The sequence below is a fragment of the Pseudomonas gessardii genome, from assembly GCF_001983165.1.
In the GTDB taxonomy this organism is placed as follows: domain Bacteria; phylum Pseudomonadota; class Gammaproteobacteria; order Pseudomonadales; family Pseudomonadaceae; genus Aquipseudomonas; species Aquipseudomonas gessardii.
The window spans coordinates 20,836-38,729 of the sequence record NZ_MNPU01000058.1 but is presented as its reverse complement, the minus strand read 5'-3'; the positions used below and the strand labels follow the sequence as shown (position 1 = coordinate 38,729).

Annotated in this window: 13 protein-coding genes; 3 read left to right on the top strand and 10 right to left on the bottom strand. The window is 61.8% G+C overall.

Translation table 11 applies throughout. The annotated features are described in order from the left end of the window. Positions 1 to 581: 581 nt before the first annotated feature. The 10 genes from BLL38_RS26315 to BLL38_RS26270 all read right to left on the bottom strand — a co-directional run bounded on the left by BLL38_RS26315 (position 582) and on the right by BLL38_RS26270 (position 14,261). The gene (locus tag BLL38_RS26315; RefSeq protein ID WP_057438654.1) at positions 582 to 2,285 is read right to left on the bottom strand and encodes an AMP-binding protein; all 1,704 of its coding nucleotides are present in this window, start codon (positions 2,283 to 2,285) and stop codon (positions 582 to 584) included. Positions 2,286 to 2,312: 27 nt separating this feature from the next. Continuing rightward, positions 2,313 to 3,611, bottom strand: coding sequence for an acetyl-CoA C-acetyltransferase (locus BLL38_RS26310; RefSeq protein WP_076964902.1), 1,299 nt, complete (start codon positions 3,609 to 3,611; stop codon positions 2,313 to 2,315). Further along, positions 3,608 to 4,510, bottom strand: a complete 903-nt coding sequence (locus BLL38_RS26305; RefSeq protein ID WP_076964901.1) for a MaoC/PaaZ C-terminal domain-containing protein — start codon at positions 4,508 to 4,510, stop codon at positions 3,608 to 3,610. The genes BLL38_RS26310 and BLL38_RS26305 overlap by 4 nt, the downstream gene beginning before the upstream one ends. Positions 4,511 to 4,512: 2 nt before the next feature. Next, positions 4,513 to 5,856: a 3-oxoacyl-ACP reductase gene (locus tag BLL38_RS26300; protein ID WP_076964900.1), complete on the bottom strand. Its 1,344-nt coding sequence runs from the start codon at positions 5,854 to 5,856 to the stop codon at positions 4,513 to 4,515. 143 nt (positions 5,857 to 5,999) lie between these two features. Beyond that, positions 6,000 to 8,525 (bottom strand): acyl-CoA dehydrogenase, encoded by a 2,526-nt coding sequence (locus BLL38_RS26295; RefSeq protein WP_057959847.1) that lies wholly within the window; start codon positions 8,523 to 8,525, stop codon positions 6,000 to 6,002. Between the two features lie 295 nt (positions 8,526 to 8,820). Further along, complete coding sequence (locus tag BLL38_RS26290) at positions 8,821 to 10,263, bottom strand: outer membrane protein transport protein (protein WP_076964899.1); 1,443 nt, start codon at positions 10,261 to 10,263, stop codon at positions 8,821 to 8,823. A 125-nt stretch (positions 10,264 to 10,388) separates the two neighbouring features. Continuing rightward, positions 10,389 to 10,904 carry an alkane oxidation protein activator PraB gene (praB, locus tag BLL38_RS26285; RefSeq protein ID WP_076964898.1) on the bottom strand — a complete coding sequence of 172 codons (516 nt, stop codon included), beginning with the start codon at positions 10,902 to 10,904 and terminating at the stop codon, positions 10,389 to 10,391. Positions 10,905 to 11,033: 129 nt separating this feature from the next. After that, a complete protein-coding gene (praA, locus tag BLL38_RS26280) occupies positions 11,034 to 11,528 on the bottom strand; it encodes an alkane oxidation protein activator PraA (protein WP_057438657.1) in 495 nt (164 codons plus the stop codon). Between the two features lie 146 nt (positions 11,529 to 11,674). Beyond that, complete coding sequence (locus BLL38_RS26275) at positions 11,675 to 12,952, bottom strand: alkane 1-monooxygenase (protein WP_057959850.1); 1,278 nt, start codon at positions 12,950 to 12,952, stop codon at positions 11,675 to 11,677. 310 nt (positions 12,953 to 13,262) lie between these two features. Beyond that, positions 13,263 to 14,261, bottom strand: coding sequence for an alpha/beta fold hydrolase (locus BLL38_RS26270; protein ID WP_076964897.1), 999 nt, complete (start codon positions 14,259 to 14,261; stop codon positions 13,263 to 13,265). Between the two features lie 299 nt (positions 14,262 to 14,560). Here BLL38_RS26270 and BLL38_RS26265 point away from each other — a divergent pair, with 299 nt between their 5' ends. From BLL38_RS26265 to BLL38_RS26255, 3 genes are read left to right on the top strand one after another with little or no spacing between them, the layout of a single operon-like run. Continuing rightward, positions 14,561 to 16,117, top strand: coding sequence for a flavin-containing monooxygenase (locus BLL38_RS26265; RefSeq protein ID WP_076964896.1), 1,557 nt, complete (start codon positions 14,561 to 14,563; stop codon positions 16,115 to 16,117). After that, entirely contained in the window at positions 16,114 to 17,010 is an 897-nt protein-coding gene (locus BLL38_RS26260) for an SDR family NAD(P)-dependent oxidoreductase (RefSeq protein WP_076964895.1), read from the top strand. Before BLL38_RS26265 ends, BLL38_RS26260 begins: the two co-directional genes overlap by 4 nt. After that, positions 17,010 to 17,855 carry a metal-dependent hydrolase gene (locus tag BLL38_RS26255; protein WP_076964894.1) on the top strand — a complete coding sequence of 282 codons (846 nt, stop codon included), beginning with the start codon at positions 17,010 to 17,012 and terminating at the stop codon, positions 17,853 to 17,855. Before BLL38_RS26260 ends, BLL38_RS26255 begins: the two co-directional genes overlap by 1 nt. Positions 17,856 to 17,894: the final 39 nt, after the last annotated feature.

Below are 17,894 nucleotides of genomic sequence, written 5' to 3'. Positions count from 1 at the left end.
CGACTCAAGCCCTGGTCATCATTGGCCGCAAGCTGGCGCGCATCGCCTTTTCGCTCATGAAAAACCTGAGCGAATACCAGTCAAAAGCGGTTTTGGGGGCTTCCCCAAAACCATAGAATCTCCCACAGGGGAAGGCAGCTTCGCGCTCTGGCTTTGCTGTTGCTCTGCTTTTGATCTGGCTTTTGATTTTGATCTTAGGCGCCCCGTTAAACCACGATGGCCGCAGGCAGGTATTGCGCAGTGGGCACCCCGGCATGGATGCCGGGGTAGCCGCGACACGGCCAGGGATGGCCGATCGCGGCGGGCCCACGGAGCAATGCCTGACTGCGGGCATGCCGAGCCTAGGCGAGGCACCGAGTGGTGGGGCAAGAGCGTTTTGCTTACTTTGGCGCTCTTCCAAAGTGAGCCGCCGTAAGGGCGGAACCCTAAGTGGCCGTAACCGCAGCAACGGATATGTACACATCCCGAAAAGAGAGTTGTGTAGCTAATCATGCCGCAATGGCAGACTGTCAGTCAGCAAATGTATTGACTAGCACTCCGTCATCGCGGGCAAGCCCGCTCCCCCATTAGACCGCATCAAGTCAGCGCAATGCGCGGCGCAGGACCTTGCCCACCGTAGTCTTGGGCAATTCCTCGACGCGAAACTCGACAAACTTCGGCACCTTGTACCCCGTCAGGTATTCCCGGCAATGCGCCAACAGCTGCTCCTGGGTCAGGCTGGGGTCGCGGCGCACCACGACAATCTTCACCTTCTCTCCGGTCACCCCATCCTCCACACCAATCGCCGCCACTTCCGCAACGCCCGGGTGCAACGCCACCACGTCTTCGATTTCATTGGGGTACACGTTGAAACCCGACACCAGGATCATGTCCTTCTTGCGATCCACCAGGCGGATGAAGCCCTGTTCATTCATCACCCCGATATCCCCGGTGGACAGCCAGCCCTCGGCATCCAGCACTTCGGCGGTTTCCTTGGGGCGCTGCCAGTAGCCCTGCATCACCTGCGGGCCGCGCACCTGCAGTTCACCCGGTTCACCGATGTCGGCGAGTTCACCGTCCTCGCGAATAAAGCGCACCCAGGTCGATGGCAGTGGCACGCCGATGCTGCCGGTAAATTCCATCTCGCGCATGCGCGAGATGTCGATAGGGCTGATGCTCACCACCGGCGAGCACTCCGTCAGGCCGTAACCCTCGATGATCGGCAGCCCGGTGACTTCCTTCCAGCGCTTGGCCACCGCGGTGTGCGTGGCCATGCCGCCGGCGATGACCAGGCGCAGGTCGGAAAAGTCCCGGGCGCGGAACTCTGCGTTCTCCAGCAAGCCGTTGAACAACGTGTTGACCCCGGCAATGCCGTTGAAACGCTCCTTGCGCAGGATCATCTGCACCCGCTTCACGTCCCGTGGGTTGGCGATCAGGATATTGCGCCCGCCCAGGCACATGAACATCAGGCAATTCACGGTCAGGGAAAAGATGTGGTACAGCGGCAACAACGTGACGTTGGTTTCCTGCTGGTTCTGGTCCAGTTGATCGCCCACCCACGCCTTGGCCTGCAACAGGTTGGCGATGATATTGCGGTGGCTGAGCATCACGCCCTTGGCATCGCCGGTGGTGCCGCCGGTGTATTGCAGGAACGCCAGTTCTTCACGCGCCAGCGGCACCGGCGTATGGGTCAGGCCCCGGCCCTGCTTGAGCGTCTGGTTGAAACGCAGCGCACCCGGCAGGTTGTAGGCCGGCACCTGCTTCTGCACTCGGCGCAGGATGAAGTTCATCGCCGCGCCCTTGAAGGTGCCGAGCAGGTCGCCGATGGCCGCAATGACCACGCGCTTGACCGTGCTGCCGGCCACAACTTTTTCCAGGGTGTGCGCGAAGTTCTCGAAGATCACCACGGTCTCGGCGCCGCTGTCCTTGAGCAGGTGCTTGAGTTCGTGGGAGGTGTACAAAGGGTTGACGTTGACCACCACCGCACCGGCAAGGATGGTGCCCAACAGACAGATCGGATACTGCAAGCAGTTGGGCATCATCAACGCCACGCGATCGCCCTTGCGCACGCCCTGGGCCTGCAGCCAGGCGGCAAAGGCGATGCCCTGGGCCTGCCAGGTGGCGTAGGTCATTTCGGTGCCGATGCTGACGTAGGCCACGCGGTCGCGGTATTTGTGCAAATGTTCGAGAAACACCTCGCGCAACGACGGGTAGTCCTCGATGCCGGCGTCGATGTCGCTGGGCACCCCAGGCAGATAAGCGTTCAGCCAGATACGTTCGGTTTGGTCCAGGCTTACAGCGTTCATCGCAGTCTCCTTATTGTTGTTGTACGGCTACTTTTCAATGATGGCGGTAATGCCCAGGCCGCCGGCGGCACAGATGGAAATCAAACCGCGTCCGCCACCGCGCAGGTGAATGGCCTTGGCCAGCGCCGCCAACTGGCGGCCACCGGTGGCGGCAAAGGGATGACCGCAACCGAGCGAGCCGCCATTGACGTTCATCCTGGCGCGGTCGATAGCCCCCAGTGGCGCCTCCAGCCCCAGGCGCTCACGGCAGTAATCGGCATCTTCCCAGGCCTTGAGGGTGCACAGCACCTGGGCGGCGAAGGCTTCGTGGATCTCGAAGAAATCGAAATCGGCAAAACTCAGGTTTTCGCGTGCGAGCATGCGGGGCACGGCGTAGGCCGGGGCCATCAGCAAGCCTTCGCTGCCGTCGACGAAGTTCACCGCGGCGGTCTCGCCGGTACGCAGGTAGGCCAGCACCGGCAGGCCACGAGCGGCGGCCCACTCCTCGCTGGCCAGCAGCACCACCGAGGCGCCATCGGTCAGCGGCGTGGAGTTACCGGCCGTGAGGGTGCCGTTCTGCCGATCGTAGGCCGGGGACAGGCTGGCGAGCTTCTCCAGGCTGGCATCGGCGCGCAGGTTGTTGTCGCGGGACAGGCCGCGATAGGGGCTGATCAGGTCGTCGAAGAAGCCGTTTTTATAGGCCGCGTCGAGGCGCTGGTGGCTGGTCAGGGTCAGTTCGTCCTGGGCCAGGCGCTTGATCTGCCAGCGCTTGGCCATTTCTTCGCAGTGCTCGCCCATGGACAAGCCGGTACGCGGCTCGCCATTACGCGGCAGCAGCGGCTTGAAAAACATCGAGGGGCGCACCTGCAACAGGCTGCGCAACTTGTTGCCGCTGCCCTTGGCGCGGTTGGCCGCCAGCAGCGTGCGGCGCAGGGATTCGTTGATGCCGATGGGCGCGTCGGAGGTGGTATCGGCGCCCCCGGCAACCCCCACATCAATCTGGCCGAGGGCGATTTTATTGGCCACCAGCAACGCCGCCTCCAAGCCGGTGCCGCACGCTTGCTGCAGGTCGTAGGCCGGGGTCTCGGCGGACAGGGTGGTGGACAGCAGCGACTCACGGGCCAGGTTGAAGTCCCGCGAGTGTTTGATCACCGCGCCGGCGGCAAACTCGCCCAGGCGCAGGCCGTGGAGGTTGTAGCGGTCCACCAGGCCTTGCAGCGCGGCCACCAGCAAATCCTGGTTGCTGTCGTGGGCGTATACCGTGTTGGAGCGGGCAAACGGAATGCGGTTGCCGCCGACAATCGCCACGCGGCGCGTCGGGGCGGGGCTGAAGCTGTAGTCACTCATGAACGACTCTCATCAAAACGCGAGGTCCAGATAAACAGGCCACGCATGTGGGGTTTGTCCCCGGCCGGATTGCGCACCTCGAATGCACGGCGCGGGCCGTCTGCCGGGGCATTCCACAGGGCGACCTGGCCGGGCAGGAAGATCGGCAACTTGAAATCGCAATGGGCCTCGGCCACGTCCAGCCCGCCTGGGGGTTGCTGGGCGGCCAGGGCGCGGCCCAGGGTCCACATGCCATGGGCGATGGCCCGGCGAAAACCGAACAGCCGCGCGCCGATCCGCGAGGTATGGATCGGGTTGAAATCCCCCGACACCTTGGCAAAACGCCGCCCCAGGTCCGCTGGCAACACCCAACGCTGGGTGCGCCGCACGCCCTCTTCGGGCAATGCCAGGCTGTCGCCCCATGGCTCGCCCACCGGGTTGGCGACATCGCGACGCAGGTACAGGCTTTCGCTTTGCCACACCAACTCGCCCGCGCTGTAAGCGTGGGTGGCAATACTCAAGGCCTGGCCCTTGGCATGGGCCACCCAGCGCTCGGCAAACACTTCCAGGCGTAGGGCCTGACCTTCCTGCAGGCGTCGATGTTGGCGAATGCGATTGGCCAGATGCACCATGCCGCTGGCCGGGTACGGAAAGCTCGGGCGCGTCAGCAACATCAAGTGCAAGGGGAACGCCAGCACATGGGGGTAGGACAGCGGCACCCCTTGCTCGCGCCGAAAGCCACAGGCCCGGCCATAAGCCGCAATAGCATGGGCGCTCAACTCCACCGCCGAGCGCACCAGGCGCTCCCGGGGCAACGTGGGGGCGCCTTCCAGCCTGGGTTTGCGCATCGCCAACAGGCCGTCCAGCAGCAGGCGATTGCGCGACGGTGGCGGGTCGATAATCTGCGTCACGTCGTCCATGCTCAGGCTCCCAACAGGCTTTGGCCACATACGCGCACCACCTGGCCGTTGACCCCGCCCGAAGCCGGGTGCGCCAGCCAGGCGATGGTTTCGGCGACGTCGATGGGTTGCCCGCCCTGGGACAGGGAGTTCATGCGCCGCCCCGCTTCGCGAATCATCAGCGGGATTTTCGCGGTCATCTGGGTCTCGATAAACCCCGGCGCCACGCCGTTGACCGTGACCTGCTGCGCCGCCGCCACTGGCGCCAGGCCCTGCACCAGGCCAATCACCCCGGCCTTGGAGGTGGCGTAGTTGCTTTGCCCCAGGTTGCCGGCGATCCCGGAGATCGACGACACGCACACAATCCGCCCACCGGCCTTGAGCCCCTGCCCTTGCAACAAGGCTTCACTCAACTGCAACGGCGCTTCGAGGTTGACTGCCAGCACACTGCGCCAGGCGGTTTCGGTCATCTTGGCGATGGTCTTGTCGCGGGTGATCCCGGCGTTGTGCACCACCACATCAAACGCGCCATGCTCGGCCACATAGGCCTGCAACTGCTGCTGCGCATCGGCGCCGGTGATGTCCAGCGCCCAGGCCTGGCCGCCGACGCTGCTGGCCGCCTGCTCCAGGGAGGGCAGCGCTTGCGGCACATCCACGCACACCACGTGCGCGCCGTCACGGGCCAGCACCTGGGCGATGGCCAGGCCGATGCCACGGGAGGCCCCAGTGACCAGGGCGCGGCGGCCGCTGAAGGGTTTGTCCCAGTTGATGGCGGGGGCGGCATCGACCGGTTTTTCCAGGCGCACCACCTGCCCCGAGACATAGGCCGAACGCCGCGACAGGAAGAAGCGCAAGCTGCTGTCCAGGGCCTGCTCGGCACCCGGCGCGACATAGATCAACTGCACGGTGATCGCCCGCCGCAGCTCCTTGGCCAAGGATCGCACCAAGCCCTCCAGAGCTCGCTGGGCGATGGCCTGGGGCAAGTCCTGGCAGTGTTCGGGCGCGGTGCCCAGCACCACCACCCGCGCGTGCGGCCCCAGGCGCCGGGCGTTGGCATGGAAAAATTCGTAGAGTTCGTCCAGTTGCTTGAGGTCGACCACGGCGCTGGCATCGAACACCGCGCCCTGGACCTTGACCGTGGACGGCGCCTTGAGCGTGGCGGCCTGGGCCGGCACGGTGTCGGTGGCCTTGAAGAGGCGCCGCACTTCGTCCGCCAGGCGCCCTGCCCCAGCGATAATCACCGGGTTGGCCAGGCCCTGCTGGCCGCTGCGGTGACGTTGCAGGGCCAAGGGTTGCGGCAAGCCGATAGCCTGGGCCAGACGACGGCCCCAGGCAGAATTAACAAAAGAAAGGTAGCTGTCGCTCATAAATCAATCCGTTTTCCTGACCTGCAAATCCAACCCCTTTTGGGAGCTGGCTTGCCTGCGATGGCGGTGGATCCGATTGCATCTGTGGCGCAGATACACCGCTATCACAGGCAAGCCCGCTCCCCCATTGAGCGCGCTCGTTTCTAGTTCACCGGGGCGTTTTCACGTTTTTTGCTGCTGGGTTTGGCCGCTTGTTCCAACGTTTGCTGGCGCTTTTGCAAGGCCTCCAGCAACCCGAAGTCCTGTGGGAAGTCATCCACCTGGATGCCGTGATCGGCGTATTCCACATAGCGCGCCAGCAAGGCGTCTTCGTCGGCGCTGATCAAATCCAGGGCGCGGGCCTTGATGCGCCAGGCGGTAAAGGCCGTGCTGCTGATCGGCATCGGGCCGAGGGTGCCTTGCTTGACCGCCGCCTTGAGCCGCCCTTCGATCAACTCCACCTGGGGTAGCAGGCGGAACGCCAGTTCGCCATAGGCCAGCTTGTCGACTTCCGGACGCGGGATGTAGGAATTGGCCAGCAAACGGTCGCGGCTTTCGCCCGGGGTCTGCACCAGCTCGGCCACTTGGGCCAGCAGGCGGTCGGAGGGTTTGCGCTGGGGAATGCCGAACGGGAAGCTCAAGCCACGCATCACTGCCGCAGCCGGCGTCGAAGGATAATTGTCGAGCACCTCGGCCAGGGCTTCATGGGCCCGCAACAAGGCATCCTGGGCCGACCAATGCACCAACGGCAGGTCGGCCTGGGGCCGGCCATCGTCCTCAAAGCGTTTGAGCACGCAGGACAGGATGTAGAGCTGGGACAGAATATCGCCCAGGCGCCCGGTGATGCTTTCCTTGCGCTTGAGCGCGCCGCCCAGCACGCCCATGGAAATATCGGAAATCAACGCCAGCACCACCGACAGCCGATTGGCCTGGCGGTAGTAGGACGCCAGCGCCGGATCCGTCTTGGCCGGTACGCCAATCAGCCGTCCGCCTGTCAGGGAATGCACTGCCGCACGTACGGTGTTGGCCAGCACAAAACTCAGGTGACCGAACATGGCGCTGTCGAACTCGAGCAACGCCTGGCGATTATCAGTGTTGCGCGCCGCTTCCATTTCTCGGAATACGTAGGGGTGGCAACGGATCAGGCCCTGACCGTAGATGATCAGGCAGCGGGTCATGATATTCGCGCCTTCCACCGTGATCGCGATGGGGCTTTGTTGATAGGCACGGGCCAGGAAGTTGTTGGGCCCCATGCAAATACCCTTGCCGGCGACGATGTCCATGCCATCGTTGACGATGATCCGCGCACGCTCGGTGACGTGGTATTTGGCAATCGCCGAGATAACCGAGGGTTTCTCGCCGGCATCCAACGACGCCACCGACACTTTGCGTACCGCATCGCAGGCATACAGGTGCCCGGCCATACGTGCCAGGGGCGCCTGCACCCCTTCAAACTTGCCAATCGGCAGGCCGAACTGCTTGCGCATCGCCGCGTAGGCCGTGGTACCGCGTACCGCCACCTTGCCCAGGCCGACGTTGGCCGACGGCAGGGAAATCGCGCGCCCGGCGGCCAGGCATTCCATCAGCATGCGCCAGCCGTTGCCCACTTGCTCGCGGCCGCCGATCACCCACTCCAGGGGGATAAACACGTCCTTGCCGGTGGTCGGGCCGTTCTGGAACACCGCATTGAGGGGCCAATGGCGGCGACCACTGTTCACCCCGGGATGGGAAGTGGGGATCAACGCGCAGGTGATGCCCAGCGAGCCGGGCTGGCCCAGCAGGCCGTCAGGGTCTTCGGCGCGAAAGGCCAGGCCGAGCACCGTGGCGATGGGGCCGAGGGTGATATAGCGCTTGTCCCAGGTCACGCTGAAGCCCAGCACTTCCTGGCCTTCATGCATGCCCTTGCAGACGATGCCCAGGTCGGGAATCGCCCCGGCGTCGGAGCCGGCATAGGGGCTGGTCAGGGCAAAGCACGGGATGTCTTCGCCACGGGCCAGGCGCGGCAGGTAGTAATTGCGCTGGGCGTCGGTGCCGTAATGCAGCAACAGTTCGGCGGGGCCCAGGGAGTTGGGGACCATCACCGAAATCGCTGCCGCCGAGCAACGGGTCGACAGCTTCATCACCACTTGCGAATGGGCATAGTGGGAGAAGCCTTTGCCGCCATATTGCTTGGGAATGATCATGCCGAGGAAGCCGGCGTCCTTGGTGTACTGCCAGCCTTCGGGCGACAGGTCCTGCCAGACCTGGGTGGTTTCCCAGTCGTTGGCCATGTCGCAGAGGGTTTCTACTTCGTTGTCGAGAAAGGCCTGTTCTTCGGCGCTCAAGCGTGCCGGCGCGGCTTGCAGCAGGCGCGGCCAATTGGGTTTGCCGCTGAACAACTCGGCGTCCCACCACACGGTGCCGGACTCGATAGCCGCGCGTTCAGTGTCGGACATGGCCGGCATGATCGTGCGAAACAGACCCAGGGCCCTGCTGGTCAACAGCGTGCGACGCAGGGGCTTGATGCTCATCAGCAGCGCCGGTACCACCACCAGCAACGCCGCAACGCTCAGGCCAAACCCTGCAACCACATTGAACAGATAGCCGCCCGCCAACCAGGCCAGGCCAGCACCCAGCCACAGGGTGGCTGCCGCTTGTCGATACGCCAGGGCAGTCGCCACAGCGAGTCCCGCCAATAACCAGATAACCATGGAGATACCTCTACTTATTATTCAGGGCACGGCACGCACAGCAGCAGGTCGGTACGGCCTGCGACTGATCACCACACTACAAACTTGAAAAGCCAAATTCAAATTTTGTTTTGAAATTTTTATTTAATGTCTTTGCGAAATAATTCTCGGCCGAACGCGTCAGCCGAAGTGTTAAAGGGAGAAGGAAATCACCAGGGGTCGCGTGGGCGCCCCACAGGTGGAGCACCGGGTAAACGCAGTAGAAAGATGCGCTGACTACGCGTTTACCCAGGCACTACGCAGATACAACCCCAGGTCAGAAGGCGTAGGTAGCCGACAGGCTGACCACTTCGCCCTTGGCCTCGGATTTGCCATCCAGCGACGCTGCGCCAAGACGGTCAACGTTCTTGGTCTTGAGCTTGACGGTCTCCACAAACTGGCGGGAATACGCGCCGTCGATGCTCAGGCCCGGAATGGCGCGGATGTTGTAGCCAAAGCCCAGGGAAGCGAAGGTGCGATCCCCATCCGGGATACGCGGGTCACGGGTGGAGTTGCGGGTTGGGGTCTGGTCGAAGGCCACACCGGCACGCACGGTAAAGTCATCCGTGAGTTTGTAGTCACCGCCGAACGAATACATCCAGGTGTTCTTGTACTTGTACGGGATCGACACGATGGTGCTGCCATTGGACTTCAAGGTCAGCGCCTCGAAGGAGGACCATTGGGTCCAGGTCACACTGGCGCCCAGGGCCAGGCGGTCAGAGAAGTCGTGTACCCAGTCCAGGGACGCGTTGGCAGGGATATCCAGTTGCGTGGAGGCATTGGCACCGCCCGGATACAGTTTCAGCCCAGGGTAAGCCAACTCGACCAGGGTTTTACCGTCGACCACCGGGGTGGTCATCAGCCCTTCCGAGCCTGGATCGGCGTACATGTTGTACTTTCCCTCCAGCTTGTTCTTGATCTTGGCGTGATAGTTCAAGCCCAGGGTGTCCTGCGCCGTGGGTTTCCAGGTCATCCCCGCAAACCAACCCAGGGAGTTATTGTCGACTTTGACCCGCATCAAGGCGAAGCCCTGGCCGGCCGGGAACGGAATCATCCCGAAGTCCGGCGACTGCGCAGCAGCGGCATACAGATCGACGTTCTGGCTCACAAAGCCTTTGGTGTGCTGGAGAATCGCACCACCACCGATGGAAAACTCATCATTGACCTTGAACGACAGGGAGCCGGTCAGGCCCACGGTTTCGATGCGGGTGTCCACCGCGAAGTCGCGACCTTTCCAATCCTCATCCCAGGTTGTGCGCGCGCCCATCGGCACCACTTGGCTCAAACCAAAGGCAAAACGATCGTTGATCGGGATCACCATGAAGCCAGTGGGTACCCACGCTTCGAAGCCGCCTTGACCGCCATTACCGGTGCGAGGTGTCGATGTTAACTCGCCAGTATTGGGATCATAGACCGTGTTGGACGTCGGATTGCCAGCGTAGTCATACGCCGACCCTTTGTATTTGATGTCGATGTTTGCGTAGTTGATGGTGAACTGCGAAATGGTCTTGTCAATGAAAGCCATGGCAGCAGGGTTGTTGTACGCCGATGACGGGTCGTTCTTGAACATCGACCCCCCACCAAACGCCCGGCCCCAACCAGCAGTGTTTGCGGTTGGCGTCATGAAACCACCCGCCTGAACGGTTCCCGCTGAGGCGATCAGCCCGCCCAACAATGCCAGGCCTAACAACGCCTGGGCCTGCTGCTTCATATTATTCATGCGTCACTCCTTATTGTTTTTATTTGTCACAGCCGGTTGGACCGAACGGCTTTACCTCAACAGATGCCTCTGACGAGGCACCTGTTTTTCACCGGGTGATCAAGCCTATTTCCGAAGTGCCGGCATCAAGGAACAATGGTGACGCCGGTAGCGCCTACGTTCAGTGTCACCACCGTGCAACTGCCGCTAAGCGGCTGGTTGGTCGCAGCAAGAGTGATACTTGGAGACGGAGCTGGGGTTGAGGCCAGCGCTACATCGATAGCCGTAGGGCCGCAGTTGGTTGGAGGGAACGAAGTGATCGTGTAACCAACGTTGTAAGCTTTACCGGCACTTGTGCTGGTGGCTTCCAGCAACCAAGGCAAACCAGTGATATTGGGTAGGTTGCACAGCACGCTTGATCCTGGAGAGATAGTTACTTTGGTGATATCTGCCTTACCATCAGGGCGCACCTTGCCTTCGAATACAGCCTTACATGTTACGGGCTGCTGAAACGACGAAGGTGATTTAACAACAATGCTCCCAGTCGCCCCTGTAGTAAACGTCGCTCCAATTGGACTAAAAGACGCCGCACTGGCCATCGAAGCCGCGCCAAAGCACAGAGCAAACGAACTTACACAAACGAGGGTTTTCAAACTTTTCATTATTTTTCCTCACATGTATGGCGAGTCATTTCGCCGGGGTAATGGCCATGATCGAGAGGTCACGGAGAAACAGCAGAACTTCCCTTTCCAGCCAAATTTCAATTCATTTACCGCTACAAATTCGGGGGTTTACTCGACGACTTTGAACGTCGGCGGCATCTTGATCGACACGGTTTTGATCTTGCAGTCTTCGCCAATCGGCACATTGACCGCTTCCAACTTGCCGGTGGCGTTATCCCAGGTGCCTTCGGCAGTGGACGGGCCACACTTGCCGCCCAGGCCAAAGGCGTGCACATCGACGCTGATCTTCGACATGGAGCCGCTCCTGGCATCCCTGGCCACTAATATCCACGGCAGGTTGATGGCTTCGACGCGGCTGCACTTGAGGCCACCGTCAAACTCGACCTTGTCGACATTGACTTGCGAACCATCGGCCGCGACCTTGCCGGCCACCTTGATGGTGCAGTCGGCGCTGATCAGCGCGCCCTTGGAAAAGCTGATGGGGCCCTGGGCAGTGAAGGCGCTGCCGGCGGGTTCGATACGGGCGGCCTGGGCCTGGTGATAGGCAATAAGCCCCAGTGCAGCGAGCACGATATGCGCAGTGAACTTGGCAGGTGTTTGCATGGTGTACGTCCTTCCCTTGATTTTATTTTTGTTAGGGTCAAACAACTTTCTTGCAACTAAGCAGCACTCGAAACCGGCAAACCGTGGGCGATGAAAACCTGCGCGATACACAGATCCCGAGTGCGCCCTACAACAGTTAATTCACATTAGAAGGTGCTGGTCTTGCCGTACTTCTCCAGTATCTTCAAGCGTTTGGATGGCTGGATATTGGCCAGGGTGACATCCCCCGAATAATGCCGTAGTACCCGGTGATCCATACGCCGGCGCCATAAGTAAGGGATATAGGCCCAGACAATCATGCTGGCGTAGCCATACGGCAGTTGCGGCGATTCATCAAAGTGGCGCAACGACTGATAACTGCGAGTCGGGTTGGCGTGATGATCAGAGTGGCGCTGCAACTGGAACAGAAAGATATTGGTGACAATACGGTTACTGTTCCACGAGTGGCGCGGCGAACACCGTTCATAACGGCCGTTAGGCAACTTCTGGCGTTTAAGCCCGTAGTGCTCGACATAGTTCACCACTTCCAGCAACGAGAAGCCGTAGATGCCCTGGATCAACAGGAAGGGAATCACCGCCATGCCCAGCCAGGCGATCATCGCGCCCCACAACACCACGCTGTACATCCAGGCGCTGAGTACGCCGTTCTTCCAGTGCCACGCCGGCAGGCCGAGCTTGCGCAGGCGTTCGCGTTCCAGGTTCCAGGCCGAGCGCGCACTGAACCACACCGAGCGCGGCAGGAAGGCCCAGAAGCTCTCCCCCAGTCGCGAGCTGGCCGGATCTTCCGGGGTGGCAACGCGTACGTGATGGCCACGGTTGTGTTCGGTGTAGAAGTGCCCGTAGAAGGTCGGCGCCAGGGTGATCTTCGCCAGCACAATCTCCAGCAGGCGCGGCTTGTGCCCCAGTTCATGGGCGGTGTTGATCGCGATGCCGGTGGCAGCGCCGGTGGACATGGCCATGCCCAGGTAGGTAAACCCACTGACCTCACCGTGCAACTGCACCCGGGCCGTCAGGAAGCTGGCGGTTTGCGCCATCCAGCTCGAAGGATCGAGGGAGGCGGTAAGTTGCAGCAGCCCGCCGCTGATCATCCAGTCGATGCCGCTGACGGCCAGCCAACCGGTGATCACCACCGAGGAAATAACGAACAACACCCCGGTGTAGACGATCCAGCGGTAGTACTTCTGCGATTCAAGGCCGCTGACAGCGGATTCCGGTGGGTTGCTGACGTCTTCGCCGAGCAGGCCGTCGATCAGCGGGATCAGGCCGAAAATCACCAGTACACCGACCCACCACAGTTGTTGTACGCCGGTAGTGATGGCCAGGGCGCCGGACAGCAGCGGGGTCGCCAGAGGCATGATGCCGAGCCACCACAGGTGGCGCTTGCCGTCGGTCCAGACGTGGGGGGCGGCCAGGGTCTGATTCATGGCAACCTCCGGGCGCACTGCGCGGCAGAGAGTGAGAGCGAAGCAAAAGAGGCAGAAAAGCGGTTCAGGCGGCACTGAAGGCCACTTGAAACAAACCATGCGATAAAAGGCGTTTTTTTCATTATTTTATTCGCTCTTAGGTCAAAATAAATATTGAAATATTTTTTTAAATAAATAGCGCGGAATCGATAGGTCGTCAACTACTTTTTCGGGGCCTTTTTTACGTGACCGGCCAGTCTCTTTTTCATCCGTTCGGTCAGGTGTCTAGGGCAAGCGTTAGCGACTTTCGACCACGCCGTGGGGTTCACGATTATTTACTCGCCAGCGCAAACGGCGGGTGCAACACCGTGGCGCTTGCCACCGGCTTGCTGCGCTTGGCCACCTGCTCGACCAGTGCCGCCACGCGCTCGGTGGCGGTGATTGGCAGCATATGGCCACGGCCTTCGACCAGCTGCAGCTTCAGCCCTGGCACCTTGTCTGCCAGGGCCTGGCCGTGCTTGCGGAAGTCCAGCACCTTGTCCCGCGAGCCATAGATCAGGCCGATGGGCAGGCGCAGTTGCGGGTAGCGCTTGACCATCTCGGGCAGGTAATCGTTGACCAGACTGATTTCGGTGGAAGCGGCATAGAAGTTATCGGGGCGCATCCCCAGCAGGCCGCCGCCACGGGTGGCGAAGTCGGCCGGCGCCGGGTCGGGAGCGAACACGCCCTTGACCACCGCACCACTGCTGAGCATGCCGATGGGCACCGTCAGCGTGCGCGACACCCAGCGCCGCAGCCAGGCCGGGCGCACCGCCAACGATAGAAACACCAGGGGGAGCATGCGCTGGGGATGGGTCAGGGGTGCCACCAGCACCAACCCGGACACCGCATGGGGATGGTCCAGGGCCAGGGCCAGGGAGATCGCCCCGCCCAGGGAATGCCCCAGCACCAGGGGCTGGCCCAGGTCCAGGGTCTGGATAAAGGTCGCCACTTGCCGGGCCTGGCTTGGCAGGTCGGCACCGGTGCCTTTGCGGCGGGTGGAATAGCCTGAGCCGGGTCGGTCCAGGGTGATCACCCGAAAGTGCTCGCGCAGTTGTGCGGCCAAGGCATAGGTCAGGTTACGACTGCTGCCCATCAGGCCGTGGATCATCACCAGCGGCGGGCCCTTGCCCTCGTCTACATAATGAAAGCGCTCGCCATCCACCTCCAGAAAGCGCCCGTTACTTGGAACAGCCGCTTCGATACGGCGCGTCATCCAGGCACTCAAGCCCCATAACGCCGCACTGGCAGCCATAAACACACCCGCAGCGACAACCCATTCGACAGCCATAGCTCGGTCCTCTGCTTCCCTGCTGCTGGCGATCCGACCGATATTGGTCAAGACCTCAGCCATCGTCCACACCCTGGACTTCAACTGCGTGCGTCAAGCGTTCGTCCGTCGGACAAATCGCACATAAAGGACAAGGGTCTAGCGTAGACGACATTTTCAGGTAGATTATTTAAAATCTTTTTTAAAATAATAAATACAATTTTTCTTTGCAATGGTGTTCTATCTAAAAGCCAAAACAAAAAAGGAGCACATCCGATGTCAACACCCGTAAGGCGCCCACAGCCCACGAGGGACACCCTATGAATGCCTCTACCCAGCCAAGCGGCCCGGCAGATTGCGTCGATATCGCGATCATTGGCTCAGGCTTCGCCGGCCTGTGCATGGCGATCAAACTCAAGCAAGCCGGGCTCGACGACTTCTTTATTGCCGAACAGGCCGACTCCCTGGGCGGCACCTGGCGCGACAACCACTACCCGGGCTGCGCCTGTGATGTGCAATCCCACGTCTATTCGTTTTCCTTTGCGCCCAACCCCGACTGGACCCGCCAGTTCGCCCCCCAGGCGGAAATCCGTGCCTACCTGGAACATTGCGCACAGCGCTTTGAGTTGGCGCCGTACCTGCGTTTTGGCATGGGCCTGCAACAGGCGGTGTTCGACGAGCAACTGCAACGCTGGCAATTGCAGTTCAGCAATGGCCGCCGCGTCAGTGCACGGGTACTGGTGTCGGGGATGGGGGGACTGTCCCGCCCGGCACTGCCGGATATTCCGGGGTTGGACAGTTTCAAGGGCAAGCGCTTTCACTCCCAGCACTGGGACCACGACTATTCACTCAAGGGCAAGCGTGTGGCGGTGATTGGCACCGGCGCCAGTGCGATCCAGTTCGTGCCGCGTATCGCCCCCCACGTGGCGCACCTGGACCTGTTCCAGCGCACCCCGCCGTGGATCATGCCCAAGCCGGACCGCCCCATTTCAGGTTTTGAGCGCTGGGTGTTCAAGCATCTGCCGTTCACCCAGCGCCTGGTGCGCGGGGCTTTCTACTGGGCCCTGGAAGGTCGGGTGGTGGGCTTTGCGCTGCACCCGCGCCTGATGAAAGTGGTGCAGAAAATCGCCGTGCGCCATCTGCACAAACAAGTGGCGCGCCCTTCCCTGCGCAAAGTCCTGCGGCCGGATTACACCATCGGCTGCAAGCGCGTACTGATCTCCAACGACTACTACCCAGCGCTGTCACGCAGCAATGTCGAAGTGGTCACCGACGCTGTACTGCGAATCGAGGCCGACGGGGTCGTCACCGCCGATGGCATCAAGCACCCGGCTGATTGCCTGATCTTCGGCACCGGGTTCCAGGCTACCGATCCCCTGCCCCGCGACTGCATCATCGGGCGCGGCGGCATTGACCTGATGGAGGCCTGGCGCGATGGCGCCCATGCGTACAAGGGCACCACCGTGCCGGGCTATCCGAACCTGTTCCTGATCGTCGGGCCCAACACCGGGCTGGGCCACAACTCGATGATTCTGATGATCGAGGCACAGGTCACCTACATCCTCGATGCCCTGCAACAGATGCGCCGCCAGCAAATCGCCACGGTCGAGGTCAAGCCAGCCGTGGAAAGCGCCTACAACCAGCAAATCCAGGCAAAACTCCAGCGCACTATCTGGAACACCGGCGGCTGCCGCAGTTGGTACCTCGACCCGCGCACCGGCAAAAATACGACGTTGTGGCCCGGCTCGACCTGGCGCTTCAAACAGGTCACCCGCCAGTTCGCCCTACGCGATTATCAGGTCACGCCACTATTGACCGGCGCCACACCGCGTCCCGTCGCGCCACCCCATGCCACCGCAGAAGGAAGCCTGTCATGAAGTCATTCAATGGCCGCGTGGCGGCCATCACCGGTGCCGCGTCCGGCATGGGCCGCGCCTTGGCCCTGGCCCTGGCGCGCGAGGGTTGTCACCTGGCCCTGGCGGACAAGAACCAGGCCGGCCTGCAACAAACCGTGGAGCTGATCCAGCGCAGCAGCCTGGCGCCGATCCGCGTGACGTCAAGGGAGGTGGATGTTGCCGACCGCCAGGCCATGGAGGATTGGGCCGCCAGTTGCGCGGCAGAACACGGCCAGGTGAATTTGATTTTCAACAATGCCGGGGTGGCCCTGTCGAGCACCGTGGAAGGTGTGGACTACGCCGACCTGGAGTGGATCGTCGGCATTAATTTCTGGGGGGTGGTGTACGGCACCAAGGCCTTTCTGCCCTACCTCAAGGCCAGCGGCGAGGGGCATGTGGTCAACACCTCCAGCGTGTTCGGCCTGTTCGCCCAGCCCGGCATGAGCGGCTACAACGCCACCAAGTTCGCGGTGCGCGGCTTTACCGAGTCCCTGCGCCAGGAGCTGGATTTGCAACGCAGCGGCGTCTCGGCCACCTGCGTGCATCCCGGTGGGATCCGCACCGACATCTGCCGCAGCAGCCGGATCGACGCGAACATGACCGGGTTCCTGATCCACAGCGAACAACAGGCCCGCGCCGACTTCGAAAAACTGTTTATCACCGACGCCGACCAGGCCGCCAAGGTCATCCTGCAGGGCGTGCGCAAGAACAAGCGCCGCGTGCTGATCGGCCGCGACGCCTACGCCCTGGACCTGCTCGCGCGCTGGCTGCCGGCGGCCTACCAAGGGCTGGTGGTGTTCGCCAGCCGGCGCATGGCACCGAAACAGCGCAAGGCCCTGCCACCCTCCCCCCTCTCTGAACAGGAGTCGCCATAATGCTGCCCATTCGCCGCGACCTGCGTTTTACCCTGCCTGCCGAACGCATCAAGGACTGGCACGAGCAAGGCCCGTTCATCACGCACTTTTTCAATGCCCTGTCGTTGCTGTTTCCCCAGGGCGAATTGTTCTTCATGGACAGCGTGCGCCACTATCGCCAGCGCATCGACGACCCGGCGTTGAAAAAGGAGATCCAGGGTTTTATCGGCCAGGAGGCCATGCACAGCCGCGAGCACGTGGCCTACAACGAGCTGCTTCAAGCCGCCGGTCTGCCGGCCCACCTGCTGGACCGCCGCTTGAAATTTATGCTCGACCTGCAAAAGAAACACTTGCCGCCGTCCTTCAACCTGGCGGTGACCATCGCCCTGGAACACTACACGGCGATGCTCGCGGAAATCCTGCTCAGCGACCCCACGCGTTTTGGTGATTCGCTCAAAGGCTACCAACAGATGTGGTACTGGCATGCCCTCGAAGAAACCGAGCACAAGGCCGTGGCCTTTGATGTGTGGAACAGCGTGATCAAACCAGGGCCCAAGCGCTATCTGCTGCGCACCGGGACCATGCTGTTCACCACGGTGTTTTTCTGGCTGGTGGTGTTTGATTTCCACCTGCGCCTGCTGATCGCCGATCGCCGCGCGGGCGGGCATCTGAAGGGTTTCTGGCGGATGCTGAAGTTTCTCTACGGGCCCAAGGGCGTGTTCCCGCGCATGGCGCGGCCGTGGCTGCAGTATTTCAAGCCGGGGTTTCATCCATGGGATCACGACAACCGGGCACGCTTGGAGGGGATTGATAAGCTGGTGGAAGAGATTGAGCGCACCAACGGCGCGGCAGGTGCCTATACCTGAGCCGTGGTGAGGGGGGCTGTGGCGAGGGGGCTTGTCCCC

What these genes read in the sequence shown, in the direction of transcription:
- BLL38_RS26315 (WP_057438654.1), bottom strand. Translation starts at nt 2,285, where the DNA reads ATGAACGCTGTAAGCCTGGACCAAACCGAACGTATCTGGCTGAACGCT.
- BLL38_RS26310 (WP_076964902.1), bottom strand. Translation starts at nt 3,611, where the DNA reads ATGAGTGACTACAGCTTCAGCCCCGCCCCGACGCGCCGCGTGGCGATT.
- BLL38_RS26305 (WP_076964901.1), bottom strand. Translation starts at nt 4,510, where the DNA reads ATGGACGACGTGACGCAGATTATCGACCCGCCACCGTCGCGCAATCGC.
- BLL38_RS26300 (WP_076964900.1), bottom strand. Translation starts at nt 5,856, where the DNA reads ATGAGCGACAGCTACCTTTCTTTTGTTAATTCTGCCTGGGGCCGTCGT.
- BLL38_RS26295 (WP_057959847.1), bottom strand. Translation starts at nt 8,525, where the DNA reads ATGGTTATCTGGTTATTGGCGGGACTCGCTGTGGCGACTGCCCTGGCG.
- BLL38_RS26290 (WP_076964899.1), bottom strand. Translation starts at nt 10,263, where the DNA reads ATGAATAATATGAAGCAGCAGGCCCAGGCGTTGTTAGGCCTGGCATTG.
- praB (WP_076964898.1), bottom strand. Translation starts at nt 10,904, where the DNA reads ATGAAAAGTTTGAAAACCCTCGTTTGTGTAAGTTCGTTTGCTCTGTGC.
- praA (WP_057438657.1), bottom strand. Translation starts at nt 11,528, where the DNA reads ATGCAAACACCTGCCAAGTTCACTGCGCATATCGTGCTCGCTGCACTG.
- BLL38_RS26275 (WP_057959850.1), bottom strand. Translation starts at nt 12,952, where the DNA reads ATGAATCAGACCCTGGCCGCCCCCCACGTCTGGACCGACGGCAAGCGC.
- BLL38_RS26270 (WP_076964897.1), bottom strand. Translation starts at nt 14,261, where the DNA reads ATGGCTGTCGAATGGGTTGTCGCTGCGGGTGTGTTTATGGCTGCCAGT.
- BLL38_RS26265 (WP_076964896.1), top strand. Translation starts at nt 14,561, where the DNA reads ATGAATGCCTCTACCCAGCCAAGCGGCCCGGCAGATTGCGTCGATATC.
- BLL38_RS26260 (WP_076964895.1), top strand. Translation starts at nt 16,114, where the DNA reads ATGAAGTCATTCAATGGCCGCGTGGCGGCCATCACCGGTGCCGCGTCC.
- BLL38_RS26255 (WP_076964894.1), top strand. Translation starts at nt 17,010, where the DNA reads ATGCTGCCCATTCGCCGCGACCTGCGTTTTACCCTGCCTGCCGAACGC.